The 26,949-nt window shown below is 71.6% G+C and carries 24 protein-coding genes and 1 pseudogene; 9 read left to right on the top strand and 16 right to left on the bottom strand.

All coding sequences use genetic code 11. The annotated features are described in order from the left end of the window. Positions 1-125: 125 nt before the first annotated feature. From ADK57_RS13085 to ADK57_RS13075, 3 genes are all read right to left on the bottom strand, one after another. Entirely contained in the window at positions 126-1,589 is a 1,464-nt protein-coding gene (locus tag ADK57_RS13085; protein WP_053749591.1) for a glutamate synthase subunit beta, read from the bottom strand. Then, positions 1,582-6,174 carry a glutamate synthase large subunit gene (gene gltB / locus ADK57_RS13080; protein ID WP_078973099.1) on the bottom strand — a complete coding sequence of 1,531 codons (4,593 nt, stop codon included), beginning with the start codon at positions 6,172-6,174 and terminating at the stop codon, positions 1,582-1,584. The genes ADK57_RS13085 and gltB overlap by 8 nt, the downstream gene beginning before the upstream one ends. Before the next feature lie 368 nt (positions 6,175-6,542). Beyond that, the gene (locus ADK57_RS13075) at positions 6,543-7,274 is read right to left on the bottom strand and encodes a VIT1/CCC1 transporter family protein (protein ID WP_053749589.1); all 732 of its coding nucleotides are present in this window, start codon (positions 7,272-7,274) and stop codon (positions 6,543-6,545) included. A gap of 258 nt (positions 7,275-7,532) precedes the next feature. On the opposite strand from ADK57_RS13075, the gene ADK57_RS13070 reads away from it, so the two are divergent. The 7 genes and pseudogenes from ADK57_RS13070 (at position 7,533) to ADK57_RS13045 (ending at position 14,792) form a co-directional block, all read left to right on the top strand. Continuing rightward, the gene (locus ADK57_RS13070; RefSeq protein WP_053749588.1) at positions 7,533-8,627 is read left to right on the top strand and encodes an ADP-ribosylglycohydrolase family protein; all 1,095 of its coding nucleotides are present in this window, start codon (positions 7,533-7,535) and stop codon (positions 8,625-8,627) included. Further along, positions 8,624-9,922 carry an ADP-ribosylglycohydrolase family protein gene (locus ADK57_RS13065; protein ID WP_420711855.1) on the top strand — a complete coding sequence of 433 codons (1,299 nt, stop codon included), beginning with the start codon at positions 8,624-8,626 and terminating at the stop codon, positions 9,920-9,922. The genes ADK57_RS13070 and ADK57_RS13065 overlap by 4 nt, the downstream gene beginning before the upstream one ends. 8 nt (positions 9,923-9,930) lie before the next feature. After that, entirely contained in the window at positions 9,931-11,109 is a 1,179-nt protein-coding gene (locus ADK57_RS13060; RefSeq protein WP_053749586.1) for an ADP-ribosylglycohydrolase family protein, read from the top strand. Continuing rightward, on the top strand, positions 11,097-12,575 hold the full coding sequence (locus ADK57_RS13055; protein ID WP_053749585.1) for an ADP-ribosylglycohydrolase family protein: 1,479 nt from the start codon (positions 11,097-11,099) through the stop codon (positions 12,573-12,575). The genes ADK57_RS13060 and ADK57_RS13055 overlap by 13 nt, the downstream gene beginning before the upstream one ends. Further along, positions 12,572-12,709 (top strand): annotated as a pseudogene (locus tag ADK57_RS49885) (ribokinase); the annotation flags it as partial. The gene ADK57_RS13055 and the pseudogene ADK57_RS49885, both read left to right, overlap by 4 nt. 35 nt (positions 12,710-12,744) lie before the next feature. Next, a complete protein-coding gene (locus ADK57_RS13050) occupies positions 12,745-13,971 on the top strand; it encodes a CaiB/BaiF CoA transferase family protein (protein WP_053749584.1) in 1,227 nt (408 codons plus the stop codon). After that, positions 13,968-14,792, top strand: coding sequence for an HpcH/HpaI aldolase/citrate lyase family protein (locus ADK57_RS13045; RefSeq protein WP_053749583.1), 825 nt, complete (start codon positions 13,968-13,970; stop codon positions 14,790-14,792). The genes ADK57_RS13050 and ADK57_RS13045 overlap by 4 nt, the downstream gene beginning before the upstream one ends. Before the next feature lie 60 nt (positions 14,793-14,852). Here the strand turns inward: ADK57_RS13045 and lgt are convergent, their stop codons facing one another. The 11 genes from lgt to hisI form a co-directional block, all read right to left on the bottom strand. Continuing rightward, positions 14,853-15,812 (bottom strand): prolipoprotein diacylglyceryl transferase, encoded by a 960-nt coding sequence (lgt, locus tag ADK57_RS13040; protein ID WP_053749582.1) that lies wholly within the window; start codon positions 15,810-15,812, stop codon positions 14,853-14,855. A 96-nt stretch (positions 15,813-15,908) separates the two neighbouring features. Then, positions 15,909-16,682 carry a DsbA family protein gene (locus ADK57_RS13035; RefSeq protein WP_053749581.1) on the bottom strand — a complete coding sequence of 258 codons (774 nt, stop codon included), beginning with the start codon at positions 16,680-16,682 and terminating at the stop codon, positions 15,909-15,911. 89 nt (positions 16,683-16,771) lie between these two features. Next, the gene (gene trpA, locus ADK57_RS13030; RefSeq protein WP_053749580.1) at positions 16,772-17,590 is read right to left on the bottom strand and encodes a tryptophan synthase subunit alpha; all 819 of its coding nucleotides are present in this window, start codon (positions 17,588-17,590) and stop codon (positions 16,772-16,774) included. Continuing rightward, positions 17,587-18,873 (bottom strand): tryptophan synthase subunit beta, encoded by a 1,287-nt coding sequence (trpB, locus tag ADK57_RS13025; RefSeq protein WP_053749579.1) that lies wholly within the window; start codon positions 18,871-18,873, stop codon positions 17,587-17,589. Before trpB ends, trpA begins: the two co-directional genes overlap by 4 nt. Positions 18,874-19,007: 134 nt before the next feature. Further along, positions 19,008-19,181 carry a tryptophan biosynthesis modulator TrpM gene (gene trpM / locus ADK57_RS48950; RefSeq protein ID WP_107091537.1) on the bottom strand — a complete coding sequence of 58 codons (174 nt, stop codon included), beginning with the start codon at positions 19,179-19,181 and terminating at the stop codon, positions 19,008-19,010. 22 nt (positions 19,182-19,203) lie between these two features. Next, on the bottom strand, positions 19,204-20,013 hold the full coding sequence (gene trpC, locus ADK57_RS13020; RefSeq protein WP_053749578.1) for an indole-3-glycerol phosphate synthase TrpC: 810 nt from the start codon (positions 20,011-20,013) through the stop codon (positions 19,204-19,206). A gap of 166 nt (positions 20,014-20,179) precedes the next feature. Beyond that, complete coding sequence (locus ADK57_RS13015; RefSeq protein WP_078973098.1) at positions 20,180-20,635, bottom strand: DUF2752 domain-containing protein; 456 nt, start codon at positions 20,633-20,635, stop codon at positions 20,180-20,182. Positions 20,636-20,726: 91 nt separating this feature from the next. Continuing rightward, a complete protein-coding gene (locus ADK57_RS13010) occupies positions 20,727-20,978 on the bottom strand; it encodes an HGxxPAAW family protein (RefSeq protein WP_053749577.1) in 252 nt (83 codons plus the stop codon). 291 nt (positions 20,979-21,269) lie between these two features. After that, a complete protein-coding gene (locus ADK57_RS13005) occupies positions 21,270-21,911 on the bottom strand; it encodes a TIGR02234 family membrane protein (protein WP_053749576.1) in 642 nt (213 codons plus the stop codon). Positions 21,912-21,962: 51 nt separating this feature from the next. Next, positions 21,963-23,441 carry an anthranilate synthase component I gene (locus ADK57_RS13000; protein ID WP_053749575.1) on the bottom strand — a complete coding sequence of 493 codons (1,479 nt, stop codon included), beginning with the start codon at positions 23,439-23,441 and terminating at the stop codon, positions 21,963-21,965. A gap of 11 nt (positions 23,442-23,452) precedes the next feature. Then, positions 23,453-23,851 carry a phosphoribosyl-AMP cyclohydrolase gene (gene hisI / locus ADK57_RS12995; protein ID WP_053749574.1) on the bottom strand — a complete coding sequence of 133 codons (399 nt, stop codon included), beginning with the start codon at positions 23,849-23,851 and terminating at the stop codon, positions 23,453-23,455. An 84-nt stretch (positions 23,852-23,935) separates the two neighbouring features. On the opposite strand from hisI, the gene ADK57_RS12990 reads away from it, so the two are divergent. Together ADK57_RS12990 and ADK57_RS12985 are read left to right on the top strand one after the other, a co-directional pair. Beyond that, the gene (locus ADK57_RS12990; RefSeq protein ID WP_053749573.1) at positions 23,936-24,571 is read left to right on the top strand and encodes a TIGR03085 family metal-binding protein; all 636 of its coding nucleotides are present in this window, start codon (positions 23,936-23,938) and stop codon (positions 24,569-24,571) included. Between the two features lie 26 nt (positions 24,572-24,597). Further along, complete coding sequence (locus ADK57_RS12985) at positions 24,598-24,996, top strand: glyoxalase/bleomycin resistance/extradiol dioxygenase family protein (RefSeq protein ID WP_053749572.1); 399 nt, start codon at positions 24,598-24,600, stop codon at positions 24,994-24,996. Between the two features lie 13 nt (positions 24,997-25,009). Here the strand turns inward: ADK57_RS12985 and ADK57_RS12980 are convergent, their stop codons facing one another. Together ADK57_RS12980 and ADK57_RS12975 are read right to left on the bottom strand one after the other, a co-directional pair. Next, positions 25,010-26,260: an MFS transporter gene (locus ADK57_RS12980; RefSeq protein WP_053749571.1), complete on the bottom strand. Its 1,251-nt coding sequence runs from the start codon at positions 26,258-26,260 to the stop codon at positions 25,010-25,012. Between the two features lie 18 nt (positions 26,261-26,278). After that, complete coding sequence (locus ADK57_RS12975) at positions 26,279-26,869, bottom strand: ArsR/SmtB family transcription factor (protein ID WP_053749570.1); 591 nt, start codon at positions 26,867-26,869, stop codon at positions 26,279-26,281. Positions 26,870-26,949 lie beyond the last annotated feature (80 nt).

Here is a 26,949-nt window from a genome sequence, read left to right as displayed (position 1 = left end):
ACGGCACCCGCCCATGCGGCGGCGCCTGCCCATGTCCGGTCGGGGACTGGGGCAGGCGCCGTCTGGTGTTCCGTACGCCTTTGTACGGGACGTCTATTGAGGTATCCGCTCCGGAACCGGAACGGTCAGACCATCAGCGAGCGGTCCGTCGGGCGGATCGGGGCGTGCAGTTCGCTGCCACCGGTCAGGAAGCTGTCGACGCCGCGCGCGGCCGAGCGGCCCTCCGCGATCGCCCACACGATGAGCGACTGGCCGCGGCCGGCGTCACCGGCGACGTAGACGCCCGGCACGTTGGTCTGGAAGTCGGCGTCGCGGGCGATGTTGCCGCGCTCGTCGAGCTCCAGGCCGAACTGGTCCACGAGGCCGTTCTCGCGGTCGGTGCCGGTGAAGCCCATCGCGAGGGTGACCAGCTGGGCGGGGATCTTGCGCTCCGTGCCCGGCTTCTGCGTCAGCTTGCCCTCGACGAACTCGACCTCGGTGAGGTGCAGCCACTGGACGTTGCCGTCCTCGTCGCCCTCGAAGTGGGTGGTGGAGACGGAGTAGACCCGCTCGCCGCCCTCCTCGTGCGCGGAGGTGACCTTGTACAGCATCGGGAAGGTCGGCCACGGCTGGGAGACCGGGTTCCGCTCGTCGTTCGGGCGGGGCATGATCTCCAGCTGCGTGACGGAGGCCGCGCCCTGGCGGTGGGCGGTGCCCACGCAGTCGGCGCCGGTGTCGCCACCGCCGATCACGACCACGTGCTTGCCCTCGGCCGAGATCGGGGGCGCCACGAAGTCGCCCTCCTGCACCTTGTTGGCCAGGGGCAGGTACTCCATGGCCTGGTAGATGCCCTTGAGCTCGCGGCCCGGGACCGGAAGGTCACGCGCGGTCGTCGCACCGGCGGCGATGACGATCGCGTCGTACCGCTTCTTCAGGTCCGTCGCCTTGAGGTCGCGGCCGATCTCGATGCCCGTACGGAAGCGGGTGCCCTCCGCGCGCATCTGCTCGATACGGCGGTTGATGTGCCGCTTCTCCATCTTGAACTCGGGGATGCCGTACCGGAGGAGGCCTCCGATGCGGTCCGCGCGCTCGTAGACGGCGACGGTGTGACCGGCCCGGGTCAGCTGCTGCGCGGCGGCCAGGCCCGCCGGGCCCGAGCCGATGACCGCGACCGTCTTGCCCGACAGACGCTCGGGCGCCTGCGGGGCGACGTCACCGGTCTCCCACGCCTTGTCGATGATCGAGACCTCGACGTTCTTGATGGTCACCGGCGGCTGGTTGATGCCCAGCACACACGCCGACTCGCAGGGAGCGGGGCACAGCCGGCCCGTGAACTCCGGGAAGTTGTTCGTGGCGTGCAGACGCTCCGACGCGGCCGCCCAGTCCTCGCGGTAGGCGTAGTCGTTCCACTCGGGGATCAGGTTCCCCAGCGGACAGCCGTTGTGACAGAACGGGATGCCGCAGTCCATGCACCGGCTGGCCTGCTTGCTGATGATCGGCAGCAGCGAACCGGGAACGTAGACCTCGTTCCAGTCCTTCAGACGTACGTCGACGGGGCGGGACCTGGCGACCTCGCGGCCGTGGTTCAGAAAGCCCTTCGGGTCAGCCATTGATCGCCGCCTCCATCATCTTCTCGGTGATCTCGGTCTCGGTGAGACCCGCTCGCTCGGCGGCGTCCTTGGCGGCGAGCACTGCCTTGTACGTGCTGGGGATGATCTTGCTGAAGCGCTCCACGGAGGCGTCCCAGTCGGCGAGCAGCTTCCCGGCGACCGTCGAACCGGTCTCCTCGGCGTGGCGGCGCACCACGTCGTGCAGCCACTGCCTGTCGGTGTCGTCCAGCGCCTCGACCGCGTCGACGTTGCCGATGTTGACGTTGTCGCGGTTCAGGTCGATGACGTACGCGACACCGCCGGACATGCCGGCCGCGAAGTTGCGGCCCGTCTCGCCGAGGACCACCGCGTGACCGCCGGTCATGTACTCGCAGCCGTGGTCGCCCACGCCCTCGGAGACGACCGTCGCGCCGGAGTTGCGGACGCAGAACCGCTCGCCGGTACGGCCGCGCAGGAACAGCTCGCCGCCGGTGGCGCCGTAGGCGATGGTGTTGCCCGCGATCGTCGAGAACTCGGCGAGATGGTCGGCGCCGCGGTCGGGACGGACGATCACCCGGCCGCCGGAGAGGCCCTTGCCGACGTAGTCGTTGGCGTCGCCCTCCAGGCGCAGCGTGACACCACGCGGCAGGAAGGCACCGAACGACTGGCCCGCGGAGCCGGTGAAGGTGATGTCGATGGTGTCGTCGGGCAGGCCCGCGCCACCGAACTTCTTCGTCACCTCGTGGCCGAGCATGGTGCCGACCGTGCGGTTGATGTTGCGGATGGCGACCTGGGCGCGCACCGGCTGGGCGTCGGTCGCGGAGTCCGCGGCCAGGGCGTCGCCGGCGAGCTTGATCAGCTCGTTGTCGAGCGCCTTCTCCAGACCGTGGTCCTGCTGGATGACCTGGTGCAGCGGGGCGCCCTCGGGCAGCTCGGGCACGTAGAAGAGCGGGGACAGGTCAAGGCCCTGTGCCTTCCAGTGCTCCACAGCACGCGTGACGTCGAGCGTCTCGGCGTGGCCGACGGCCTCCTCGATGGAGCGGAAGCCCAGCTCGGCGAGGATCTCGCGGACCTCCTCGGCGATGAACCGGAAGAAGTTCACGATGTACTCGGCCTTGCCGGTGAACCGGTCGCGCAGGACCGGGTTCTGGGTGGCGATGCCGACCGGGCAGGTGTCGAGGTGGCAGACGCGCATCATGACGCAGCCGGAGACGACGAGCGGCGCGGTCGCGAAACCGAACTCCTCGGCGCCGAGCAGCGCGGCGATGACGACGTCACGGCCGGTCTTCAGCTGGCCGTCGGTCTGCACGACGATGCGGTCGCGCAGGCCGTTGAGCAGCAGGGTCTGCTGGGTCTCGGCGAGGCCGAGCTCCCAGGGACCACCGGCGTGCTTGAGCGAGGTGAGCGGGGAGGCACCCGTGCCGCCGTCGTGGCCGGAGATGAGCACCACGTCCGCGTGCGCCTTCGACACACCCGCGGCGACCGTGCCGACGCCGACCTCGGAGACCAGCTTCACGTGAATCCGCGCCTGCGGGTTCGCGTTCTTCAGGTCGTGGATCAGCTGGGCCAGGTCCTCGATGGAGTAGATGTCGTGGTGCGGCGGCGGGGAGATGAGGCCCACGCCCGGCGTCGAGTGACGCGTCTTGGCGACCCACGGGTACACCTTGTGGCCGGGCAGCTGGCCGCCCTCGCCGGGCTTGGCGCCCTGGGCCATCTTGATCTGGATGTCGTCCGCGTTGACCAGGTACTCGGAGGTGACTCCGAAGCGGCCGGAGGCGACCTGCTTGATCGACGAACGGCGCGCCGGGTCGTACAGACGGTCCGCGTCCTCGCCGCCCTCACCGGTGTTGGACTTGCCGCCCAGCTGGTTCATGGCGATGGCGAGCGTCTCGTGGGCTTCCTTCGAGATGGAGCCGTACGACATGGCGCCCGTCGAGAAACGCTTGACGATCTCGCTGACCGGCTCGACCTCGTCGATGGAGATCGGCTGCCGGTCCGACGTGAAGCCGAACAGGCCGCGCAGCGTCATCAGACGCTCGGACTGCTCGTTCACGCGCTCGGTGTACTTCTTGAAGATGTCGTACCGGCCGCTGCGCGCGGAGTGCTGGAGGCGGAAGACCGTCTCCGGGTCGAACAGGTGCGGCTCGCCCTCGCGGCGCCACTGGTACTCGCCGCCTATGTCGAGGGCGCGGTGCGCGGGCGCGATGCCGCTCGCCGGGTACGCCTTGGCGTGGCGGGCGGCGACCTCCTTGGCGATGACGTCGATGCCGACGCCGCCGATCTTGGTGGCCGTACCGCGGAAGTACTTGGCGACGAACTGCTCGTCCAGGCCGACCGCTTCGAAGACCTGGGCGCCGCGGTAGGACGCGACGGTCGAGATGCCCATCTTGGACATGACCTTCAGGACGCCCTTGCCGAGGGCGTAGATCAGGTTGCGGATGGCCTTCTCGGCCTCGATGTCCGACAGGAAGGTGCCCGCGCGGACCAGGTCCTCGACGGACTCCATGGCCAGGTACGGGTTCACGGCGGCGGCGCCGAAGCCGATGAGCAGGGCGACGTGGTGGACCTCGCGGACGTCGCCGGCCTCGACCAGCAGGCCCACCTGGGTGCGCTGCTTGGTGCCGATGAGGTGGTGGTGGACGGCCGCGGTGAGCAGCAGCGACGGGATCGGCGCGTGCTCGGCATCCGAGTGGCGGTCCGACAGGACGATCAGCCGGGCGCCGTTCTCGATGGCGGCGTCGGCCTCGGCGCAGATCTCCTCGAGGCGCGCGGCGAGGGCGTCACCGCCACCGGAGACCCGGTACAGGCCGGACAGGGTCGCGGCCTTCATGCCGGGCATGTCGCCGTCGGCGTTGATGTGGATGAGCTTGGCCAGCTCGTCGTTGTCGATGACCGGGAAGGGCAGGACGACGCTGCGGCAGGAGGCCGCGTTCGGGTCGAGCAGGTTGCCCGCCGGGCCCAGCGACGAGCGCAGGGAGGTGACGAGCTCTTCACGGATCGCGTCCAGCGGCGGGTTGGTGACCTGCGCGAACAGCTGGGTGAAGTAGTCGAAGAGCAGTCGCGGACGCTCGCTCAGCGCGGCGATCGGCGAGTCGGTGCCCATCGAACCGATCGGTTCGGCACCGGCCTTGGCCATCGGCGCCAGGATGACGCGCAGCTCCTCCTCGGTGTAACCGAAGGTCTGCTGGCGGCGGGTGACCGAGGCGTGCGTGTGCACGATGTGCTCGCGCTCGGGCAGGTCGGACAGCTCGATCTCGCCGGCTTCCAGCCACTCGGCGTACGGCGCCTCGGTGGCGAGCTGCGCCTTGATCTCGTCGTCCTCGATGATGCGGTGCTCGACGGTGTCGACGAGGAACATCCGGCCGGGCTGCAGGCGGCCCTTGCGGACGACCCTGGAGGGCTCGATGTCGAGGACGCCGACCTCGGAGCCGAGGACGACGAGGCCGTCGTCGGTGACCCAGTAGCGGCCGGGGCGCAGTCCGTTGCGGTCGAGGACCGCGCCGACCTGCTTGCCGTCGGTGAAGGTGACACAGGCCGGGCCGTCCCAGGGCTCCATCATCGTGGAGTGGAACTGGTAGAAGGCGCGCCGGGCCGGGTCCATGGAGTCGTGGTTCTCCCACGCCTCCGGGATCATCATCAGCACGGAGTGCGGCAGCGAACGGCCGCCCAGGTGCAGGAGTTCGAGCACCTCGTCGAAGGACGCCGAGTCGGAGGCGTCGGGCGTGCAGATCGGGAAGACCCGGTCCAGGCCCTTGTCACCGAAGAGGTCCGAGACCAGCTGCGACTCGCGGGCGACCATCCAGTTGCGGTTGCCCTTGACGGTGTTGATCTCACCGTTGTGCGCGACGAAGCGGTACGGGTGCGCCAGCGGCCACGACGGGAAGGTGTTCGTGGAGAACCGGGAGTGCACGAGCGCGATCGCGGAAGCGAAACGGCGGTCGGACAGGTCCGGGAAGAAGGGCTCGAGCTGGCCGGTGGTCAGCATGCCCTTGTAGACGATGGTCCGCGCGGACAGCGACGGGAAGTAGACGTCGACCTCGCGCTCGGCGCGCTTGCGCAGCACGAAGGCCTTGCGGTCGAGCTCGATGTCCTCCGAGACGCCGTCGGCGACGAAGATCTGCCGGAAGGCGGGCATCGTCGAACGGGCGGTGGCGCCGAGCAGTCCGGGGGCGACCGGCACCTCGCGCCAACCGAGGACCGTCAGGCCCTCTTCCGCGGCGATCGTCTCGATACGTGAGACGGCGTCCTCGAGCCGGTCCTCGGGCAGGAAGGCGGTACCGACCGCGTACGCACCGGCCGCGGGCAGCTCGAACTCGGCCACCTCACGGAAGAAGGCGTCCGGCACCTGGGACAGGATGCCCGCGCCGTCGCCCGAGTCGGGCTCGGAGCCGGTGGCACCGCGGTGCTCCAGGTTGCGCAGAACCGTGAGCGCCTGCTCGACCAGCGCATGGCTCGCCTCGCCGGTGAGGGTGGCCACGAAACCGACGCCACAGGCGTCGTGCTCGTTGCGGGGGTCGTACATACCCTGCGCAGCAGGGCGAGCATCCATGAACGACCAGTTCTGGCCATTCGTGGAGTGCTGGGACGGCTGGCGCGGCGTACGCATCGGCTCTCCCGTCGTCGTCAAGTGGCATATGCAGATTGCCGAGGGACGACGTTGGCCCTCTGCGTGAGTGCAAAATTTCGTGCAGGTTACATGATGGAGCGGTTCTCGGGAACCGGATACTCCGTTCCAGCATGCGGACGCCACGGGGTTGCGGCGGGGGTACCGCGCCGTGGCTTGAAGTATGTGGGACCGAACAGGACAGATCGGTGTCCGTCGACCCGGAGGCGGAGCAGGCGTCGTCGCCCGCCCCGCGAGTGCGCCGCAGGCTCCCTTGCCCGCAGCGCTTACGGCTCATGCCCGGTGGTTAAGCATTCGAAACCAGCGAGTAACGGCTACTTATGCGGCCCAACGCATAAGTTGCATCCGAGCTATCCTACGGCCGTTCCGAACAAGCTGCCCAGGGCGTACGTCACACCGGCCGCCGCACCCCCCAGGGCGAGCTGCCGCAGTCCGCTGAACCACCAGGTCCGTGCCGTCACCTTGGCCACGATCGCACCGCACGCGAACAGCCCGAAGAGCGCGAGCAGCAGGGCGGGCCACAGGTCGTCGGCGCCGAGCAGATACGGCAGTACGGGGAGCAGGGCACCCAGCGCGAACGCCCCGAAGGAGGACACGGCGGCGACCAGCGGCGACGGCAGATCACCGGGGTCGATGCCGAGTTCCTCGCGGGCGTGTATCTCCAGCGCCTGCTCGGGATCGCGGGACAGCTGCCGGGCCACTTCGCGGGCCAGCTCCGGCTCGACCCCTCGCCCTGCGTACAGGGCCGCGAGTTCGGCCTCTTCGTCCTGCGGGTGCTTTCTCAGCTCCCTGCGCTCCACGTCCAGTTCGGCCTCGACGAGTTCGCGCTGCGAGGCGACGGAGGTGTACTCGCCGGCCGCCATGGAGAACGCACCGGCGGCGAGCCCCGCGAGCCCGGTGATGACGATGGTCTGCTGACCGACCGAACCGCCCGCGACACCGGTCATCAGGGCGAGGTTGGAGACGAGGCCGTCCATCGCTCCGAAGACGGCGGGCCGCAGCCAGCCGCCGTTCACATCGCGGTGCGTGTGGTTGTCGCGGTGCGCCTCGTGCAGTGGCGCCTCGGTTTCGATGATGGCCATACGTCCCCCCAGGGAGCTTGTTTGGACTGGTTCCACTTTTCGACAACGCTGAGACTACGCCGCCGAATTCCCATCCGCCAGCAAGGAAAGGCTCGGCTAACCTGCGGTTTTACCGTCGGACGCTCATTCGAAGCAGGTGCCGCACAGATGTCGACCGGGTGATGCTGAGGCCCCCGAGGCTCTGGGGAACCGCTCCGGTGGGACACATCCGCAAAGGGCTCCGCCCCCTGCGCGCAGCCCCCGGAGGAGAGGCCGCGTATGGCATCGATCGCCTGCATTCCCCCGGTCCCGGCGCCCGGGAACGCCGCCGAACTCCGTGAGCGGGCCCGCGGCGCCCTGCTCGGCCTGGCCGTGGGAGACGCCCTCGGAGCTCCGGCGGAGAACCTGAAGCCCTCCGAGATCCGCGCCCGCTGGGGCCGTATCACCGGCTACGTCGCGGACCGCCCGTCCGGCACGGACGACACCGAGTACGCGATCTTCTCGGGCCTCCTGCTGGCCCGGCACGGCTCGGCCCTCACCCCGGCCCACGTCGAGGCGGCCTGGCACCAGTGGATCGCGGACCGCCACGAGGGTCCCTTCCGGGGCGCGGGCTTCAGCGAACGCGGCACGCTGGAGAACCTGCGCCGCGGCCTCGCGGCCCCCATCTCCGCCCAGCACCGCCATGCCTGGAGCGACGGCCTGGCCATGCGCGCGGCCCCCTTCGGCGTCTTCGCGTCCGGCCGCCCCGCCGAAGCGGCCCGCCTGGTGGCGATCGACGGCTCGGTGAGCCACGAAGGCGAGGGCATCTACGGCGGCCAGGCGGTGGCGGCGGGCGTCGCGGCGGCGATGGCAGGGGCCCCCACCATCGCCGTGGTCGCCTCCGCTCTGGCGGTCGTCCCCGAGGACTCCTGGACGGCCCGCTCGCTGCGCCGTGCGGTGGCGGTCGCCCACCGCGGCGAACGCGCGGTCCGCTCGGCGGTCGTCATCGGCGGCTACCCCTGGACCGACCTCGCCCCCGAAGCGGTCGCCCTCGCCTTCGGCGCCTACGCGGCCGCCGACGGCGACTTCGTCCAGGCGGTACTGACAGCCGTCAACATGGGCCGCGACGCCGACACCACGGCGGCGGTCGCCGGCGCCCTGGCCGGCGCGACCCACGGCGCCTCCTCGATCCCGGCCGACTGGGCGGCGGCGATCGGCCCGGCGCGCGGCAGCTGCCTGCCCTCCATGGCGGGCCACCACGTCCTGGACGTGGCGGAGTTGCTGACGCCGGGCGAGGACGGAAGGTGGGGCGAGGGGGGCTTCGTACCGAGCGAGCTTCCGGCCCCGGCCTCCTTCACCCTGGCAGCGGACGACGAGACGGAGGTCCCCTCATGACGCCGCCCAGCCCATGGGACGAGACGGCCACAGCGATGTCGATCGAACTCGCGGCCGCCGACGGCGAGGAAGCCCCACAGGGGCCGCCCGCACCCGACAACGAAAGCAGCACCGGTGGTGCGGGTGGGAACACCAAGGCCGAAGGCGAAGCCGAGGCCGTTGACACCGCACCGCCGGCGCAGGCAAACCGCATCGAAGGCCTCCTCCTGGGCCTGGCCGCAGGCGACGCCGCCGGCTGGCCCGCCGCCCGCCACCGAGCCGCCCGCATGCCCGACTGGACCCGCCGCCTCACCCGCGAACTCGACACTTTCGCCGAACAGAACGCGACGACGACCCTCCCCGTCCCCATCGCCCTGAACCAACCCCCCGAGCCCCTCCGCCTGGGCCCGTCCGACGACGCCGAGTGGGCGGTGTTCGCAGCCGAGGCCGTCCTGAGGGCCGGCGAGGACACCGTCCTCGGCGACCTGAGCCGAGAACGCCGCACCCGCGCCGCCATCGACCTCACCTGGAACGCCCTGGCGAGCGAAGTCGCCGCCGCAGCGGACCGCGCCCCCGAGGTCGAGTCCGCGGTGATCCCCCTCCGCGCCCGCATCTCCGTCCGCGCCGGCCTCGGCAACCTCGCCACCGGCCTCCGCCCACCCGCCACCGGCCACGACAACCCGCACTACTTCGACGACGCCGCCTGCGTACGGGCCTGCGTACTGGCCGTGGCCCACCCCGGCGACCCCCGACTCGCCGCGGAGCTGGCCGAGTTCGACGCCCGCTACACCCAGGACGGCGACGGAGTGCACGGCGCCCGCGCGATGGCGGCGGCACTCGCCCTAGCGCTGGCCGGAGCAGACGTACAGGCATGCGTCACCGCCGCGCTCGCCGAACTCCCCGAGTCCACCGAGATCGGCCGCAACGCCCGCCACGCCCTCGCACTCGCCCAGGACACCGAGAGCGCCTTCGCCCTGATCCCCCTGCTGGAACACCAGATCGTCGACCACGTCTACAGCTACGGCATCGCCGCCGCCGAGACGGTCCCGGTCGCCCTGGCCCTGGCCAGTGCGGCAAACGGCCGGATCGCGGAAGCGGTACCGGCCGCGGCCTGCCTCTCCCGGGTCGCCGACTCCGCCCCCGCCCTCGCGGGCGCCCTCACCGGCGCCCTGGGCGGCGGCGAGTCCATCCCCGTCTCCTGGCGCGACACCTGCCGCACCCTCTCCGGCTGCGTACTCCCCCGCCTCACCGACACGGACCTGGTGGAACTCGCCGAACTCCTGGAAGCCGCACAACCGGCCCCGCCAGGGGGATGATTCCGGGCATGACACCCAAAGGAGCAAAAAGCAGTCACGCTTCAAGTCTGGACGAACGCATCACCGGTGCCCTCGTAGGCGCGGCCGTCGGCGACGCGCTGGGCGGCCCCGTCGAGGGCTACTCCCCCGAGCAGATCCTCCAGCGCCACGCCGGCCGCGTCCACGGCATCGTCGGCCCCTGGAACGGCGACGCCTGGCGCACGGCCCGCCCCATCGCGCCGTACCACAAGGGCGACGGCCACGTCACCGACGACACCTTGATGACCCATGCGCTGGTACGGGTGTACGCGCAGGTCCGCGACCACCTGGACGCGTACGCGATCGCCGACCACCTGGTCCCGGACCTGATGACGAACCCGCGCTGGATCCCGGAGTTGGAGGCTAAGGCCCTGCCCCTCCAGCGCGTCTTCCTGGCGGAGAAGTGGCTGGTGGCCCGCCTCCACTACGGCCACGTCGACCCCCGCGAGGCCGGCGTCGGCAACATCGTCAACTGCGGCGCCACGATGTACATGGCCCCGGTCGGCCTGGTCAACGCGGCCAACCCGGCGGGCGCGTACGCCGAGGCACTGGACATCGCGGGCGCCCACCAGTCCTCGTACGGCCGTGAGGCGGCGGCCGTCTTCGCGGCGGCGGTCGCGGCCGCGAGCACCCCCGGCGCGACCCCGGACTCGGTCGTCTCCGCCTGCCTCTCCCTGGCGAAGGACGGCACCCGGGCGGCCATCGAGCAGGTCTGCGAAACGGCCTCCCGGTACACGGACTTCGAGTCCGCGCTGACCCCTCTCCGTCAGGCCGTGGCCCCCTACGACACGGTCGGCCCCGACTACCGACAACCCTCCCTCGGCGCCCGCCGCCCCTCCCGCCTGCACACGATCGAGGAACTCCCGGTGGCGCTGGGCATGTTGCTCGTGGCCGACGGCGACTACCGCCACGCGGTCCTCGGCGCGGTGAACTACGGCCGCGACTGCGACTCCATCGCCACGATGGCGGGCGCGATGGCAGGCGCCCTCGGCTCCCCGGCCCCGGAGGACTGGGCGAAACAGGTCTCCGAGGCCAGCCGCCTGGACCTGTGGGAACCGGCAACCACGCTCACCGCCGTGACCCGGGAGATCTTCGACCGGGACGTACGCCAACGCCGTACCCACGAGGCGGCGTTCACCGACCTCGGAGGCCCGAGATGCTCCGACTGACCTGGGTCCAGCCGGAGGACCTGATCGGCCACGAACTGCGCCAGGCGAAACAGGACGGTCGGCAGCCGCAGGCGATCGCGGCGAGATGGCGAGCGGCCGGCGGCCCGGAGGCCCCCCTGCGCGCGGGCGCCTCGCCGGAGCCGGCCTCAAGGTATCGACGGCAACTCGCCGAGGACCTGCTGGACGAACTGGCGGACCTGCCGAGCAGGTTGGCGGACAAGGAGCCCACGGACCTCGAAAAAATCAAGGCCCTGTGCCCGAATTGGCCGCCGCCCCACCCCGCGGGCAGCCGAATCCGCCCGGCTGCGGGCAGTCGTGCCGCTGGGGCGGCGCCCGCCCCGGAGAAAGGCGGCGGCATCCCGGCGCCGGGATGCGCATCCCCCACTCGCCCGGCCCCCGCCGAGGCCCGCCTGGAAGCCGCCTGGCTGGGCCGAGCCGTCGGCTGCCTTTTGGGCAAGCCCGTCGAAAAGCTCCCCTTGGACGCCATCCGCCAACTCGCCGAGTCCACCGGCAACTGGCCCCTGAACACGTACTTCACAGCCCGAGGAGTCCCGGCAGAACTCCTGACGCAGCACCCCTGGAACCGCCGCTCGGCGAACACCTCCCTCGCCGAGAACATCGACGGCATGCCAGAGGACGACGACCTCAACTACCCCCTCCTCAACCTCCTCCTGCTCCAACGCCACGGCAGAACCTTCACCACCACGGACGTGGCAACCCTCTGGCTCGACGAGCTCCCGGCCGGCCGCACGTTCACCGCGGAACGCATCGCCTACCGCAACCTCCTCACCGGCCTGGAACCCCCGCACACGGCCCGGCACCGCAACCCCTTCCGCGAATGGATCGGCGCCCTCATCCGAGCCGACGTCCACGGCTGGACCAACCCCGGCGACCCCGCGGCCGCCGCGGCGCAGGCCCACCGCGACGCCACCCTCACCCATACCGCCAACGGCGTCTACGCGGCGATGTTCACGGCGGCCGCCATCGCGCAGGCAGCCACCGGCACCTCCGACATCCACACCGCACTCCGCACGGGCCTGGCAGTGGTCCCCCCGGCCTCCCGGCTGGCACAGGCCGTCACCCACGCCATCCGACTGGCCCGAGCGCACGACGACTTCGACATGGTCGTCGACGAACTCCACGCCACCCACGCGCAGGCCCACCACTGGGTCCACGCCGTCCCCAACACCGCCCTGATCGCCGCCGCCCTCACCCACGCGAACGGCGACTTCACCGGCTCCATCTGCCGTGCCGTCTCGGGAGGCTGGGACACCGACTCCAACGGCGCCACCGCCGGCAGCATCGCCGGCCTCCTCGCCGGCACGCCCGGCGCCCTCCCCGACCGCTGGACGACCCCGCTGAAGAACCGCCTGTCCACCACCATCGGCGACTTCAACGGCACCGGCTTCGACACGCTCGCCCACCTCACCCACGCGCTCACCCCCCTGGAGGCACCCCGCCCATGACCCACATCGCCGTGCTCGGCAACACGAACAGGGATCTCGTCGCCTGCGTCGAGAAGGCCCCCCAGCGCGGGGAGACCGTGGCGGGACGGGAGTTCCGTACGCTCCCCGGCGGCACGGGCGCCTCGGCGTCGATGCCGTACCGCTCCGAGACCGAAGCGCGGTACTCGGCATGACGACGGACCACCCCACCCCCACCGATCACCGCACTCCCACCGCCCCCCTCACCGGCCTGCGCGTCCTCGACCTCGCCACCCTCTTCGCCGGCCCCCTCGCCGCCACGATGCTCGGGGACTTCGGCGCGGAGGTCATCAAGGTCGAGCACCCCACGAAACCGGACCCCTCCCGCGGCCACGGCCCGTCGAAGAACGGCGTGGGCCTGTGGTGGAAGCTCCTCGGCCGCAACAAGCGCACGATCACGCTGGACCTCTCCACACCCGGCGGCCGCACCACCCTCCTCCGCCTCGCCGCCACCGCCGACGTCGTCATCGAGAACTTCCGCCCCGGCACCTTGGAGAAATGGGACCTCGGCTGGGAGGAACTGTCGGCCGCCAACCCCCGCCTGGTCCTCACCCGCGTCACCGGCTTCGGCCAGTTCGGCCCCTACGCCCACCGCCCCGGCTTCGGCACCCTCGCCGAGGCGATGAGCGGCTTCGCCGCGATCACCGGTGAACCGGACGCACCCCCGACGCTTCCGCCCTTCGGCCTGGCCGACTCCATCGCGGGCCTCGCCACGGCCTACGCCGTCATGACGGCGCTCGCCGCCCGCGACCGCACCGGCGAGGGCCAGGTCGTCGACATGGCCCTCATCGAACCGATCCTGACGGCGCTGGGCCCGCAGCCGACCTGGTACGACCAGCTGGGATACGTGCAGGAACGCACCGGCAACCGATCCGCCAACAACGCCCCGCGCAACACCTACCGCACGGCGGACGGCACCTGGGTCGCCGTCTCCACCTCCGCCCAGTCGATCGCCGAGCGGGTGATGCGGCTGGTCGGCCGCCCGGAGCTGATCGACGAGCCGTGGTTCGCCACGGGCGCCGAGCGGGCCGCCCACTCCGACGTCCTCGACGAGGCGGTCGGCACCTGGATCGCCGGGCGCACCCGTACCGAGGTCCTCGCGGCCTTCGAGAAGGCGGAGGCGGCCGTCGCCCCGATCCAGGACGTACGGGACGTGATGGCCGACCCGCAGTACCAGGCGCTCGACACCGTCACCACGGTCGACGACCCCGAGCTGGGCCCCCTGCGTATGCAGAACGTCCTCTTCCGCCTCTCCGCCACCCCCGGCGCGATCCGCTGGACGGGCCGTCCGCACGGCGCGGACACGGCGCAGGTGCTGACCGAACTGGGCCTGACCCCGGCCGACTTGGAGGACCTGCGCAGGGAGGGCACGGTATGACTCCACTCACCTGGCTGTACGTTCCCGGCGACCGCCCGCACGTCGTCGCGAAGGCCCTGACCGTCGGCGCCGACGTCGTGGTGATCGACCTGGAGGACGCGGTCGCCCCCGACCGCAAGGAGTACGCCCGCGAGGCCACCGCCGAACTCCTCGCCGAGCCGCAGCCGGTACCGGTCCACGTCCGGGTGAACGCGCTGGACGGCCCGTCGGCGGCGGCGGACCTGACGGCGGTGGCGTCCCTCCCGGGCGTCTCCGGTATCCGCCTCCCGAAGGTGACGTCCCCCGAGCAGGTCGTCCGCGTCGCCGAGGAAACCGCCCCCGCCGACGGCGGCGCGCCTGTGCTCCACGCCCTCCTGGAAACGGCCCTCGGCATCGAACGCGCCCACGCCATCGCCTCCGCCCACGCGGCCCTGCGCAGCATCGCCCTCGGTGAGGCGGACCTCCGGGCCGACCTGGGCGTACGCGACGACGCGGGCCTCGACTGGTCCCGCTCCCGCGTGATCGTCGCCGCCCGTGCGGCGGGCCTCGCCCCGCCGGCCCAGTCCGTGCACCCCGACATCCGCGACCTGGACGCCCTCGCCGCCTCCTGCGCCCACGGCCGTGCCCTGGGCTTCCTCGGCCGCGCCGCCATCCATCCCCGCCAGCTCCCGGTCATCGAACGCGCCTACCTCCCCACGGGGGAGGAGATCGAGGAAGCGGAAACGATCGTCAAGGCGGCGACGACAGACCAGGGCGCCCAGGCGCTGCCGGACGGAAGATTCATCGACGCGGCGGTGGTGGCGGCAGCGCGACGCACCCTGTCACTCGCCCGCCGGAAATGACCGAGGGCGCCCGGACCGTTTCCCGCGGCCAGGGCGCCCTCATCGGCATACGACCGACCGTCAGGTCTTCTTCGCCGACCCGGCCTCGTCCTTCGCGGCGTCCTTCGCGTCACCGTCCGTGTGGGCATCGGCATCCGCGTCCGCGTCCGTATCCGCGTCGCTCTCCGGCTTGGCCTCGCTGTCGCCCTCGGTCCCGTCGTCGGGGACACCCGGCTCGACCACGGTCTCCCGCCCCGGCCGCTTCTTCGCCGACACCACGAGGTAGACCACCGCGAGCACGAACACGACCATCGCGGTCCAGTTGTTCAGGCGCAGGCCCAGGATGTGGTGGGCGTCGTCGACGCGCATGTACTCGATCCAGAACCGGCCCGCGCAGTACGCGGCGACGTACAGCGCGAACGCCCGCCCGTGCCCCAGCTTGAAGCGGCGGTCCGCCCAGATGACGAGGAGGGCGACGCCGATGCACCACAGCGACTCGTACAGGAACGTCGGGTGGTAGTAGCCGGGCACCCGGCCGTCCGCGGACGACGTGATGTGCAGGGCCCAGGGGAGGTCGGTCTCCTTGCCGTAAAGCTCCTGGTTGAACCAGTTGCCCCAGCGGCCGATCGCCTGCGCGAGGGCGATACCGGGGGCGAGGGCGTCGGCCCAAGCGGGCAGCGGGATGCCCCGGCGCCGGCAGCCGATCCACGCGCCCACCGCACCGAGCGCGATCGCGCCCCAGATGCCGAGGCCGCCCTCCCAGATCTTGAAGGCGTCCACCCAGTCGCGGCCCTCGCTGAAGTACAGCTCGTAGTCCGTGATCACGTGGTAGAGCCGACCGCCGACCAGGCCGAAGGGCACGGCCCAGACCGCGATGTCGGCCACCGTGCCGGCCCGCCCTCCCCGGGCGAGCCAGCGCTTGTTGCCGAGCCAGACGGCTACGAAGACGCCGATGATGATGCAGAACGCGTAGCCGCGCAGCGGAATGGGGCCGAGGTACAGCACCCCGCGCGACGGGCTGGGAATGTAGGCAAGTTCCATGGCAAGGTCGACGCTACCGTGCCGGACCGGGCCCACGGCAGGCAGCCCGGCTACGGGTCCATAACGGGCTGGTGTGAAGGGCTTCTCACCCGCTGGTCACGCCTTGTCGGCCTCCTGCACCAGCTGCTTCAGCTTCGCCGGGGTCATCGTCCGGTCCTGGTAGATGTTCTTGCCGTTGAGGATCACGGTCGGTGTGCCGCTGAAGCCGCCGTTGCGGAAGGCCGCCGCGGACTTGTCCACCCAGCTGTTGTGCGTGCCCTTCTCGGCACAGGTACGGAACGCGGCCGTGTCCAGTCCGTCGACCTTGCCGGCCAGCTCGATGAGCTTGCCGGTCTCGGCGAAGGTGTCGTCGGTCTCTGCGGGCTGGTTGTCGTACAGCACGTCGTGGTACGCGGTGAACTTGCCGATGTCCTGGGCGCAGGCCGCCGCGTTGGCCGCGTTGCGGGAGCCGGTGCCGCCCATGTTGCCGTCGATGATGGTGGCCAGGTGGTACTCGACCTTCAGCCGGCCGGAGTCCGTCAGCTCGTGGATCACCGGCCGGTATGCCGTCTCGAAGGCCTTGCAGGCCGGACAGCGGAAGTCCTCCCAGACCGTCAGCGTCGACTTGGCGCTCTCCTTGCCGACCGGGATGGCGAGGCTGTCCTTGCCCTTCGCCCCCGAGGGCACCACGACCGGGCCCGCGGAGTCGCCGTCGTCCTTGCCCGCGTTCGCCGCGATCACGCCGATCACCGCGGCGAGGCCCAGGACGCAGACCAGGCTCACGCCCACGATCAGCACCCGGCGCCGCTTGTCCGCGGACTTCTGCTTCTCGCGCTCTTCCGCCAGCCGCTCCCGGGCGGTGCGCTTTCCGTCTCGATTCTTCTCGCTCACATCCCGCAGAACGAACCGGGGAGGCGCACCGCGCCTCCCCGGTCCCAGGTCCACCCGTTCGAGTGACCCCTACGAAATGTCCCGCCTTGTTACGCCTTTCCGCGCACGCCCTTCGCGAGCTCACCGGCGAGCGCGCGGACCGCCTCGACCCCGGCCGCGTCGTCCGGTGCGTCCAGCATCCGCTTGACGAAGGCCGAGCCGACGATCACGCCGTCGGCGAAGCCGGCGACCTCGGCGGCCTGCTGGGCGTTGGAGACGCCGAGCCCGACGCAGACCGGCAGCTCGGTGCCGGCGGCGCGGGTGCGCTCGACCAGGTCCTGGGCCTGCGCGCCGACGGACTCGCGGGTGCCGGTGACGCCCATGAGCGAGGCGGCGTAGACGAAGCCGCTGCCCGCCGCGGTGATCTTGGCGAGCCGCTCGTCCTTGCTGCTGGGCGCCACGACGAAGACGGTCGCGAGGCCGTGCTTCTCCGCGTGCTCCCTCCACAGCGCCGACTCCTGCACGGGCAGGTCGGGCAGGATGCACCCGGCGCCGCCCGCCTCGGCGAGCTCGGCGGTGAAGCGCTCGACGCCGTAGCGGTCGATCGGGTTCCAGTACGTCATCACGAGCACCGGCTTCCCGGTCGCCTCGTGGGCCTCTCGGACCGTCCGCATGACGTCCGCGATCCTGACGCCGCCGCGCAGGGCGATGTCGTCGGCGGTCTGGATGACCGGTCCGTCGAGCACCGGGTCGCTGTGCGGCAGGCCCACCTCGACGATGTCGGCGCCGCCGTCGAAGACGGCCTTGATCGCCTCGATACCGCCGTCCACGGTCGGGAAGCCGGCCGGGAGGTAGGCGATGAGCGCGGAACGCCCCTCCTCCTTGGCGGCGGCGAGGGTGTCGGACAGCAGCTGAATGTTCCCGCTCACTTGGCGTCCCCCTCGATCTCGGCGGTGTCGGTGTCCTGGTCGGCGGCGACCTCGGCGTCGGTGTCGTACAGGTCGAAGTAGCGGGCGGCCGTGTCCATGTCCTTGTCGCCGCGGCCGGAGAGGTTGATCACGATCAGCCCGTCCTTGCCCAGCTCCTTGCCGACCTCCAGGGCACCGGCCAGCGCATGGGCGCTCTCGATGGCCGGGATGATGCCCTCGGTGCGCGACAGCAGAAGCAGGGCCTGCATGGCCGCGTCGTCGGTGACCGCGCGGTATTCGCCGCGGCCGCTGTCCTTGAGGTAGGAGTGCTCGGGGCCGATGCCGGGGTAGTCGAGCCCGGCCGAGATCGAGTAGGGCTCGGTGATCTGGCCCTCCTCGTCCTGGAGGACGTACGACCGCGACCCGTGCAGGATGCCGGGTTCGCCGGCCGTCAGGGTCGCCGCATGCTCGCCGGTCTCCACGCCGTGCCCGGCGGGCTCGCAGCCGATGAGGCGTACGGCCGTGTCGGGGATGAAGGCGTGGAAGAGACCGATGGCGTTGGAACCGCCGCCGACGCAGGCGACGGCCGCGTCGGGGAGACGGCCGACGCGCTCCAGGAGCTGGCGGCGGGCCTCGACGCCGATCACCCGGTGGAAGTCGCGCACCATGGCCGGGAAGGGGTGCGGTCCGGCCACGGTCCCGAACAGGTAGTGGGTGTGGTCGACGTTGGCGACCCAGTCGCGGAACGCCTCGTTGATGGCGTCCTTCAAGGTGCGGCTGCCGGACTTCACGGCGATGACCTCGGCACCGAGCATGCGCATGCGGGCCACGTTGAGTGCCTGGCGCTTGGTGTCGATCTCGCCCATGTAGATGGTGCACTCGAGCCCGAAGAGCGCGCAGGCGGTGGCGGTCGCGACGCCGTGCTGACCGGCGCCGGTCTCCGCGATCACACGCGTCTTGCCCATGCGCTTGGTGAGCAGCGCCTGGCCGAGCACGTTGTTGATCTTGTGCGAGCCGGTGTGGTTGAGGTCCTCGCGCTTGAGGAACACCCGGGCGCCACCGGCGTGTTCGGCGAACCGCGGCACCTCGGTGAGGGAGCTGGGCCGACCGGTGTAGTGGACGAGGAGGTCGTCGAGCTCGCGCGCGAACTCGGGGTCGTGCTTCGCCTTGTCGTACTCGACGGCCACCTCGTCCACGGCGGCGACGAGCGCCTCCGGGATGAACTTGCCGCCGAACGCGCCGAAGTAGCCATCGGCGCTGGGGATCTGACCCTCGGGGTCGGGGATGAAGAACTCGCTGGGCATGCTTGAGCCTCACGGTGAGTGTTGGGAAAGACACTGATCGCCGTGGGGGCGGGGATGGTCGGGCGGCCGCGGGTCGTCCGCGGCTTGTCGCGCCCATGCGGCACAGCCGCATTTTCGGGCACAGCCCCGCGCCCCTAAGAGGGGCGCTGCCATCGCATGCCGTTCACCTGGCCCGGCTCGTCACCGATGACGTACCGCACCCGGCGTCCGTGCACCCGGCGGGCGGGCGCGCGGCAGCCTCGGGGCCGGCAGCCGCGCGCCAGGCGGGCGTACCGGTCCGGGGTCGTCAGGGTGATCGGGAGCGTCATCGGGGCCAACTCTACCGAGCCGTCAGCCCCGGCCGTGCCGGAGTGCGGGGTGTTCGCCCGCCGCCACCAGGTCGGCGACCGCCGTCTTGGGGTCCTTGCCGGTCACCAGGGACTCGCCCACCAGGACCGCGTCGGCGCCGGCGTTGGCGTACGCGATGAGGTCGTGCGGACCGCGGACGCCGGACTCGGCGATCTTGACGAGGGCCGCGGGGATCTCCGGGGCCACCCGCTCGAACGTTCCGCGGTCGACCTCCAGCGTCTTCAGGTTGCGCGCGTTGACGCCGATCACCTTGGCGCCCGCGTCCACCGCGCGCTCCACCTCGTCCTCGTCGTGCACCTCGACGAGCGGGGTGAGCCCGATGGACTCGGCGCGCTCGATGAGGGACTCGAGGGCGGGCTGGTCCAGGGCGGCCACGATGAGCAGCACGAGGTCGGCGCCGTAGGCACGGGCCTCCCACAGCTGGTACGAGGTGACGATGAAGTCCTTGCGCAGCACGGGGATGTCCACGCGCGCGCGGACCGCCTCGAGGTCGGCCAGCGAGCCGCCGAAGCGGCGCTCCTCGGTCAGTACGGAGATGACGGCCGCGCCGCCCGCCTCGTAGTCCGCGGCGAGGCCGGCCGGGTCGGCGATCGCGGCCAGCGCGCCCTTGGACGGGCTGGAGCGCTTGACCTCGCAGATGACCTTGACGCCGTCGCCCCGCAGGGCGGCCAGTCCGTCCTTGGCCGCGGGAGCCTTCGCCGCGCGCTCCTTGAGCTCGTCGAGGCTGACGCGCGCCTGCCGTTCCGCGAGGTCGGCACGGACTCCGTCGATGATCTCGTCGAGCACACTCACGCGAGCGGCCCCCTTCCAGACGGTTGACTGTTCAAGCGGTTCTGCTTCCGCCACCGGCCCGCCTCAGCGGACGAAAACCGATGGTCACCTTGATGGTATCCGGAGGAAGGCGTAGGCCTCGCATCCGGTTGACGCCGGTCCCACTACCTGGACCTTTGCGGATTGATCAAGGATGTAGCCAGCCACCGAACGGCAGGTTCCGGACAACCGTGAAGACCAGCACCAATACTCCGAGACTCCACAGCTGCACGGTCCCGAGAACGATCCTCGTCGGCCGCCCGCGCACCGCACGGACCACCCAGACGGTCCACACCACCGCGAAGGCGAAGTAGCCGACGACTGCCAGGGCGTTGTCGCCGAGCGCCGTGACGAAGTCCCCGTGAATGAAGGCGTGCGCGCTGCGCAGCCCGCCGCAGCCGGGGCAGTAGATGCCGGTGAGGCGCAGGAGCGGGCAGACGGGGTAGTGACCGGGCTGGTTGGGGTCGACGGTCCCCACGTACGCGAAGGCCCCGGCGACCGCCGCGAGCACTCCCGCGGGCACGGCCAGCCGCCCGAGCACGGACCCGGCGTCGGAGGGCTGCGTCCCCGGGGTGGTCGAGGTCCCCTGACTGTCGGCGTTCACGCTCGCATTGTGCCCTGCGCGGCTCACGACACGCGCGTGAGGGGCGGCACCGGCATCACGCCGGGCCGCCCCTCCACGAAGTCGTGAGCGATCAGCCCTCGACGCTCGCGGGCTCGCGCTTGTCCGCGACCTGGTGCGTCGGGTGGGCGTTCTTCGGCTGGCCCAGGCCCATCGCCCGCATGATCCAGCCGACCACGCCACCGAGGACCACGATTGCCATGCCGCCCCAGAAGCCCGCCGGATAGGCCAGCACCATGAAGGCGCCGGCGACGGTGAAACCGATGAAGGCGATGATGACACCGGTCCAGGCGGCCGGGGTGTGACCGTGGCTGCTGCCCGCCATGACTTGCTCCTCGTTGCTGTGTACGTGTGTGTACGTGTCTGAGCCGGACGCTCATGGTCCATTGTTCCGCACGCGCACGTGCCGGGTGTCCGGGGGTCGTCCCTCGCGCGTCGGAGGCCGAACGGGCGGCGGCGGGGGCTGTCCGTGCCGGGGGAAGGGTCCTGACACAGGGGACGTCGGCCGCAACCCAGGGGCGCGGGGAACTGCGCGACCAGCCCCCACACACCCGCAACCGGCACATCACCGAACCCCCCACCCCGTGGCCGCCTTGACCGCGCCACCGCCGGAGGCCTACGCGCCGGTCGGATCCTCGCCCCGGTCGAGGGCCTTCCAGATGTCCTCGGGGCGGTCGGGGTCGACGGCGGGCGCCTGGCGGCGGGGACGGGGGGCGCCGGAGCGCTCGTAGCGGCCGGACATCGCGGGCCACAGGCGGCCGTAGCGCAGGGCGAGCAGGCCGGCCAGGAGGAGCAGGAGACCGCCGACGGCAGCGACGTACGGCCAGGCGGTGTGGGAGAGGGCGTCGACGGTGGCCGAGGTGTCGCCGGAGGCCTTCGCGGCCTGTTCGTCGAGCGCGGAGCTGTCGTTGACGCCGAGGAGGGCCGCCGCGACGGTGCCGGCGCCGGAGAGCGCGAGCACGGCGGCGACCAGGAAGCGGCCGGCCCGGCGGACGGCGAAGACGGCGACGAGCGCGGCGAGGCCCACTATGGCGAGGGACGCGGGCACGCCCGTGACGTCGCTGCCCTTGGCGGTCAGCGGGAAGTCGCCGCCGGCCACCGTCGCGGTGCCCTGCGACCACTGCTGCCGGGTGGCGAGCAACGCCACGGCCGCGCCGAGGGCCCCGCTGAGCAGGGCGACGGCAAGACTCCGGCGGCCGGCCCGGGCGGGTCGTGCGGCTTCGGAACGAGGGTGAGGTACGGCTGTCACGTACTCCACTATCGCCTGAACCCCGGGCGAACCGTCACCCGGGGCTCCGTGAGAACCGTCCTATTTTGCGAGCCGGTTGGCCGTGTGGACCGCGCGCAGGACCGCGGCCGCCTTGTTGCGGCACTCCTGGTCCTCGGCGACCGGGTCGGAGTCGGCGACGATGCCGGCACCCGCCTGGACGTATGCCGTGCCGCCCCGCAGCAGGGCGGTGCGGATGGCGATGGCGGTGTCGGAGTCGCCGGCGAAGTCCAGGTAGCCCACACAGCCGCCGTACAGGCCGCGTCGGGACGGCTCCAGTTCGTCGATGATCTGCATGGCGCGGGGCTTGGGGGCACCGGAGAGGGTGCCCGCCGGGAAGCAGGCCGTCAGGACGTCGAACGCCGTACGGCCCGCGGCGACCTTGCCGGTGACCGTCGAGACGATGTGCATGACGTGCGAGTACCGCTCGACGGACATGAAGTCGACGACCTCGACCGAGCCCGGCTCGCAGACCCGTCCCAGGTCGTTGCGGCCCAGGTCGACCAGCATGAGGTGCTCGGCGCGCTCCTTGGGGTCGGCGAGCAGTTCGTCGGCGAGGGCCTGGTCCTCCTGCGGGGTGGCCCCGCGGTGCCGGGTGCCGGCGATGGGGTGCACCATGGCCTGCCCGTCCTCGACCTTGACCAGGGCCTCGGGGGACGAGCCGACGACGTCGAAGCCGTCGAAGCGGAACAGGTACATGTACGGGGAGGGGTTGGTCGCCCTGAGGACCCGGTAGACGTCCAACGCGCTTGCCGTGCACGGCGTTTCGAAGCGCTGGGAGGGGACGACCTGGAAGGCCTCGCCCGCGCGGATGCGCTCCTTGACGTCCTCCACGGCCTCCTGGAAGTCGGGGCCGCCCCACAGGGCCGTGTACTTGGGGAGTTCGGAGGGCGGGAGGACGGCGGGCGGCTGGGCCACCGCGCGCGAGAGGTCCGCCTCCATGGCGTCGAGTCGGGCCATCGCGTCCGCGTGGGCCTCGTCGACGCCCGTGTCCAGGTCGTTGTGGTTGATCGCGTTGGCGATCAGCAGGACCGAGCCCTCCCAGTGGTCCATCACGGCGAGGTCGCTGGTGAGGAGCATGGTCAGCTCGGGGAGCTGCAGGTCGTCGCGCTCGCCGGGGCCGATCTTCTCCAGGCGCCGCACGATGTCGTAGCCGAGATAGCCGACCATGCCGCCGGTGAAGGGCGGCAGGCCCTCCTGGTGGGGGGTGTGCAGGGCCTCGATGGTGGCGCGCAGGGCGGCGAGCGGGTCGCCGTCGGCCGGGACGCCGACGGGCGGGGCGCCGAGCCAGTGGGCCTGCCCGTCGCGCGCGGTGAGGGTTGCCGCGGAGCGGACGCCGACGAAGGAGTACCGGGACCACGAACGGCCGTTCTCCGCGGACTCCAGCAGGAAGGTGCCGGGGCGCTCGGCGGCGAGCTTGCGGTAGAGCGCGACCGGGGTGTCGCCGTCGGCGAGGAGCTTGCGGGTGACGGGGATGACGCGCCGGTCGGTGGCCAGCTTGCGGAAGGTCTCGAGGTCCATGGCGGCTGACCCTACTGATCCGCGGCCGGTACGCCGGAATCGGCGTCCTTGACCAGCACGTCGGCGTCGAAGCAGGTGCGCGCGCCGGTGTGGCAGGCGGCGCCGACCTGGTCGACCTTGACCAGCACGGTGTCCGCGTCGCAGTCCAGGGCGACGGACTTGACCCACTGGAAGTGGCCGGAGGTGTCGCCCTTGACCCAGTACTCCCGGCGGCTGCGCGACCAGTAGGTGCAGCGGCCGGTGGTCAGGGTGCGGTGCAGCGCCTCGTCGTCCATCCAGCCGAGCATGAGCACCTCTCCGGTGTCGTACTGCTGGGCGATGGCGGGCAGGAGCCCGTCGGCGCTGCGCTTGAGGCGCGCGGCGATCCCGGGGTCGAGCGGACTGGGCCGGCGAGGCGTGCTGCTGGTCATGGATGCCATTGTGCCGCCCGCCACTGACAGTCACCGTGGGGTGTCCACTGTGCGGACCGCGGGGACGGTCGTAGGCTGACTGTCATGTCGACTTTCGCCAAGCGTGAACGACTTCTCCTCGCCGACCTGTTGGAGGCCGCGGGCCCGGAGGCCCCGACCCTCTGTGAGGACTGGCTGACCCGTGACCTGGCCGCGCACGTGGTGGTGCGCGAGCGCCGCCCCGACGCGGCCGGCGGGATGCTGATCAAGCAGCTCGGACCACGCCTGGAGAGGGTGATGGACGAGTTCACGGCCAAACCGTACGAGGAACTGATCCAGCTCATCCGGACCGGCCCGCCCCGGTTCTCGCCCTTCTCCCTCAAGCAGATCGACGAGGCGTCCAACACCATCGAGTTCTACGTCCACACCGAGGACGTCCGCCGCGCCCAGCCCGACTGGTCCCAGCGCGAGCTCGACCCGGTCTTCCAGGACGCCCTGTGGTCCCGCCTGGAGCGCACCGCCCGCCTGATGGGCCGCGGCGTTCCGACCGGCCTGGTGCTGCGCCGCCCGGACGGCCAGACGGCGGTCGCCCACCGGGGCACGCCGGTGGTGACGGTCACCGGCGAGCCGTCGGAGCTGCTGCTGTTCCTGTACGGCCGCCAGAACGAGGCCAAGGTCGAGCTGGACGGCGACAAGGAGGCGATCGACAGGTTGCACGGTTCGAAGCAGCTCGGCATCTGAAGGCCCTGATCCGAGAGGCCCCGCAAATGATCAAGGTCGCCATGACCAGCGTGTACGTGGACGACGTCGCGAAGGCCCACGCCTTCTACACGGACGTCCTCGGCTTCGAGACCCGCATCCACATGGATCTGGGCGGCGGCACGCTGTTCGTCACCGTGGGCGCGCCCGAGGGAGCCCAGCAGGACCTCCAGCTGCTGCTGGAACCCGGCCAGGGCCCCATCGCGGACCCGTACCGCAAGGCGGTGCGCGAGGCGGGCCTGCCCTGCATCGTCTTCTCGGTCGACGACATCGGGGCCGAGTACGAGCGGCTGCAGAAGCTCGGGGTCCGCTTCACCCAGGGCCCGCAGGAGCAGGGGCCGGTCGTCACGGCCGTTCTGGACGACACGGTGGGCAATCTGGTGCAGCTGGCGCAGCCGAAGGAGTGAGGCGGACGGGGCCTCAGCGGGGCAGTTCCGCGCGCCGCAGGTCCCCTGCGCACAGGGCGACGACCCCGCCCAGCCCGCAGACCACGGCGCTGACGACGAAGACCGGGCCGGTCCCCCAGGCGCCGATGGCCGCGGCGGACAGCGGCATGCTCAGCGGGGCGAAACCGAGGCTCACCAGGCCGGAGACGGCGGTGACACGCCCCAGGTAGGCGGGGTCCGCCTGGGTCTGGAGCAGGGCGCCGCACATGGCGCCGCTGAGCCCGGCGAGCAGCCCGATGAGCAGGGCCACTCCGACGGCCGCGAGGACGCCCGGGACGAAGGCGAGGGCGCCGATCGCGACCGAGCCCGCGAGGATGGCGTACGCCGCGACCTGCCCGGCGTGCGGCAGGCGCCCGCGCACGGTCAGCAGCAGGGAGGCGGCGCCCGCGCCGGTGCCGAACCCGGCGAGCACCCAGCCCATGCCAAAGGCGCCCCAGCCGCGCTCGTCGGCGAGCAGGGTCAGGCCCACGTTGAGGGGGCCGACGAAGCCGAGGTCGCCGAGGGCGATGGCCAGCATCAGCGGGGCGAGCACGCGGTGGCGGCGGATGTGGCGCAGCCCGGCCACCAGGTCGCGCCAGGCGGTGTCCCCGCGGGCAGCCGCCTTGTCGTCGGGGGGCAGGTCCCGCAGCCGTACGGAGACCAGCAGGGGTACGGACACCGCTATCAGCAGGCCCGCCAGCCCGAACGCCGCCGCCGCACCGCCGACCGCCACCGCGAGGCCGCCCAGCGGGGCGCCGACGACGCTCGCGAAGCGGATCCCCAGGCCCCGCATGCCCTGCACGCGTGCGAGCTGGTCGCGGCTCGTCACGCGCGCGGGCAGGGCCCCCACGGCGGGCATGAACACGGCGTCGACGGTGCCGAAGACCAGGGCGAGCAGGGCCAGGGGCCACAGTCCGGGGCTGGTGAGGAAGAGCAGCGCGGCCACCGCGAGCCCGGCCGTGCAGCGCACCACGTCGCTGCCGATGACGACCCTGCGCGGCCCGAACCGGTCGGCGATCACGCCCCCGCCCAGCATCAGCAGGGCCCGCGGCACTGCGCTCACCGCCATGACGACTCCGGCCTGCGAGGGCGTCCCGGCCTGTACGGCCGCCCAGGAAAGGGCGATGTAGTACACGCTGTCGCCGACCATCGAGGAGGTGTAGGCGGCTAGCCAGCGCAGGACGTTGCCGTCGCGGTGGGCCGGTCTGCCGGTGACGGCGGCGGGAGCGGTGAGTGTGGCGCTCACGGGAGGTTCCTCTCGGGCTCAGATCCGGAACGGGAAGCCGTACACGTGCAGCGCGACGTTCTCGCGCCCTTCGGTGTCGCCGGCCGCTTCGGCGGCCCGGCCCTTCTCGTCGTACTTCTTGGCGAGGGCGAGCAACTCCTCGCCCAGCTCGGCCAGTTCGGCCGGGGTCAGGCGCAGGAGGGCCTCGTTGTCGGGGGCGGCGGAGTTCCACTCAGGACCCCAGGTGGGACGCTCGTCGAGGTAGCGGCGGTACATGTCGGCGCGCTGCTCGTGGAAGAGCCGGGTGGCCGACAGGTGCGCGGCGGCCCGCTCGGGGGCGTCCCGGAAGTCCTTGTCGCGGATGCTCACGCCGTCCGAGGCGGGCTGCCACCAGCGCTCCCTGCCGTCCGCGCTCTGCGGCTCCGCCTCCTCGATGAGCCCGTGCTCGGCCAGCTTGCGCAGGTGATAGCTGACCAGCGAGACGGCCTCGTCGATCTGGTCGGCCAGCTGCGAGGCGGTGGCGACCCTGGCCACGACCAGACACCGGTAGAGCTTCATCCGCAGCGGATGGGCGAGAGCCTTGAGCGTGCCCAGGTCGGTGATCGGGAGGTCTCTCTCCTTGCTTGCCATGCGCCTCACCGTAAATACGAAAGAGAAGTTGCGCAATATATTTTGCGCAACTTCTCTTTCGTATCTGCCGGAAGAAGACC

The sequence above is a fragment of the Streptomyces sp. MMG1533 genome, assembly GCF_001279775.1.
Lineage (GTDB): Bacteria > Actinomycetota > Actinomycetes > Streptomycetales > Streptomycetaceae > Streptomyces.
Note: the sequence above shows the minus strand (reverse complement) of the source record. Positions and strands in the feature narration are given on the sequence as shown.

Excerpts from the sequence above, each read along its gene's own strand:
- ADK57_RS13085 (WP_053749591.1), bottom strand. The coding sequence starts at position 1,589 with ATGGCTGACCCGAAGGGCTTTCTGAACCACGGCCGCGAGGTCGCCAGG.
- gltB (WP_078973099.1), bottom strand. The coding sequence starts at position 6,174 with ATGCGTACGCCGCGCCAGCCGTCCCAGCACTCCACGAATGGCCAGAAC.
- ADK57_RS13075 (WP_053749589.1), bottom strand. The coding sequence starts at position 7,274 with ATGGCCATCATCGAAACCGAGGCGCCACTGCACGAGGCGCACCGCGAC.
- ADK57_RS13070 (WP_053749588.1), top strand. The coding sequence starts at position 7,533 with ATGGCATCGATCGCCTGCATTCCCCCGGTCCCGGCGCCCGGGAACGCC.
- ADK57_RS13065 (WP_420711855.1), top strand. The coding sequence starts at position 8,624 with ATGACGCCGCCCAGCCCATGGGACGAGACGGCCACAGCGATGTCGATC.
- ADK57_RS13060 (WP_053749586.1), top strand. The coding sequence starts at position 9,931 with ATGACACCCAAAGGAGCAAAAAGCAGTCACGCTTCAAGTCTGGACGAA.
- ADK57_RS13055 (WP_053749585.1), top strand. The coding sequence starts at position 11,097 with ATGCTCCGACTGACCTGGGTCCAGCCGGAGGACCTGATCGGCCACGAA.
- ADK57_RS13050 (WP_053749584.1), top strand. The coding sequence starts at position 12,745 with ATGACGACGGACCACCCCACCCCCACCGATCACCGCACTCCCACCGCC.
- ADK57_RS13045 (WP_053749583.1), top strand. The coding sequence starts at position 13,968 with ATGACTCCACTCACCTGGCTGTACGTTCCCGGCGACCGCCCGCACGTC.
- lgt (WP_053749582.1), bottom strand. The coding sequence starts at position 15,812 with ATGGAACTTGCCTACATTCCCAGCCCGTCGCGCGGGGTGCTGTACCTC.
- trpB (WP_053749579.1), bottom strand. The coding sequence starts at position 18,873 with ATGCCCAGCGAGTTCTTCATCCCCGACCCCGAGGGTCAGATCCCCAGC.
- trpM (WP_107091537.1), bottom strand. The coding sequence starts at position 19,181 with ATGACGCTCCCGATCACCCTGACGACCCCGGACCGGTACGCCCGCCTG.
- ADK57_RS13010 (WP_053749577.1), bottom strand. The coding sequence starts at position 20,978 with ATGGCGGGCAGCAGCCACGGTCACACCCCGGCCGCCTGGACCGGTGTC.
- ADK57_RS13000 (WP_053749575.1), bottom strand. The coding sequence starts at position 23,441 with ATGGACCTCGAGACCTTCCGCAAGCTGGCCACCGACCGGCGCGTCATC.
- hisI (WP_053749574.1), bottom strand. The coding sequence starts at position 23,851 with ATGACCAGCAGCACGCCTCGCCGGCCCAGTCCGCTCGACCCCGGGATC.
- ADK57_RS12990 (WP_053749573.1), top strand. The coding sequence starts at position 23,936 with ATGTCGACTTTCGCCAAGCGTGAACGACTTCTCCTCGCCGACCTGTTG.
- ADK57_RS12985 (WP_053749572.1), top strand. The coding sequence starts at position 24,598 with ATGATCAAGGTCGCCATGACCAGCGTGTACGTGGACGACGTCGCGAAG.
- ADK57_RS12975 (WP_053749570.1), bottom strand. The coding sequence starts at position 26,869 with ATGGCAAGCAAGGAGAGAGACCTCCCGATCACCGACCTGGGCACGCTC.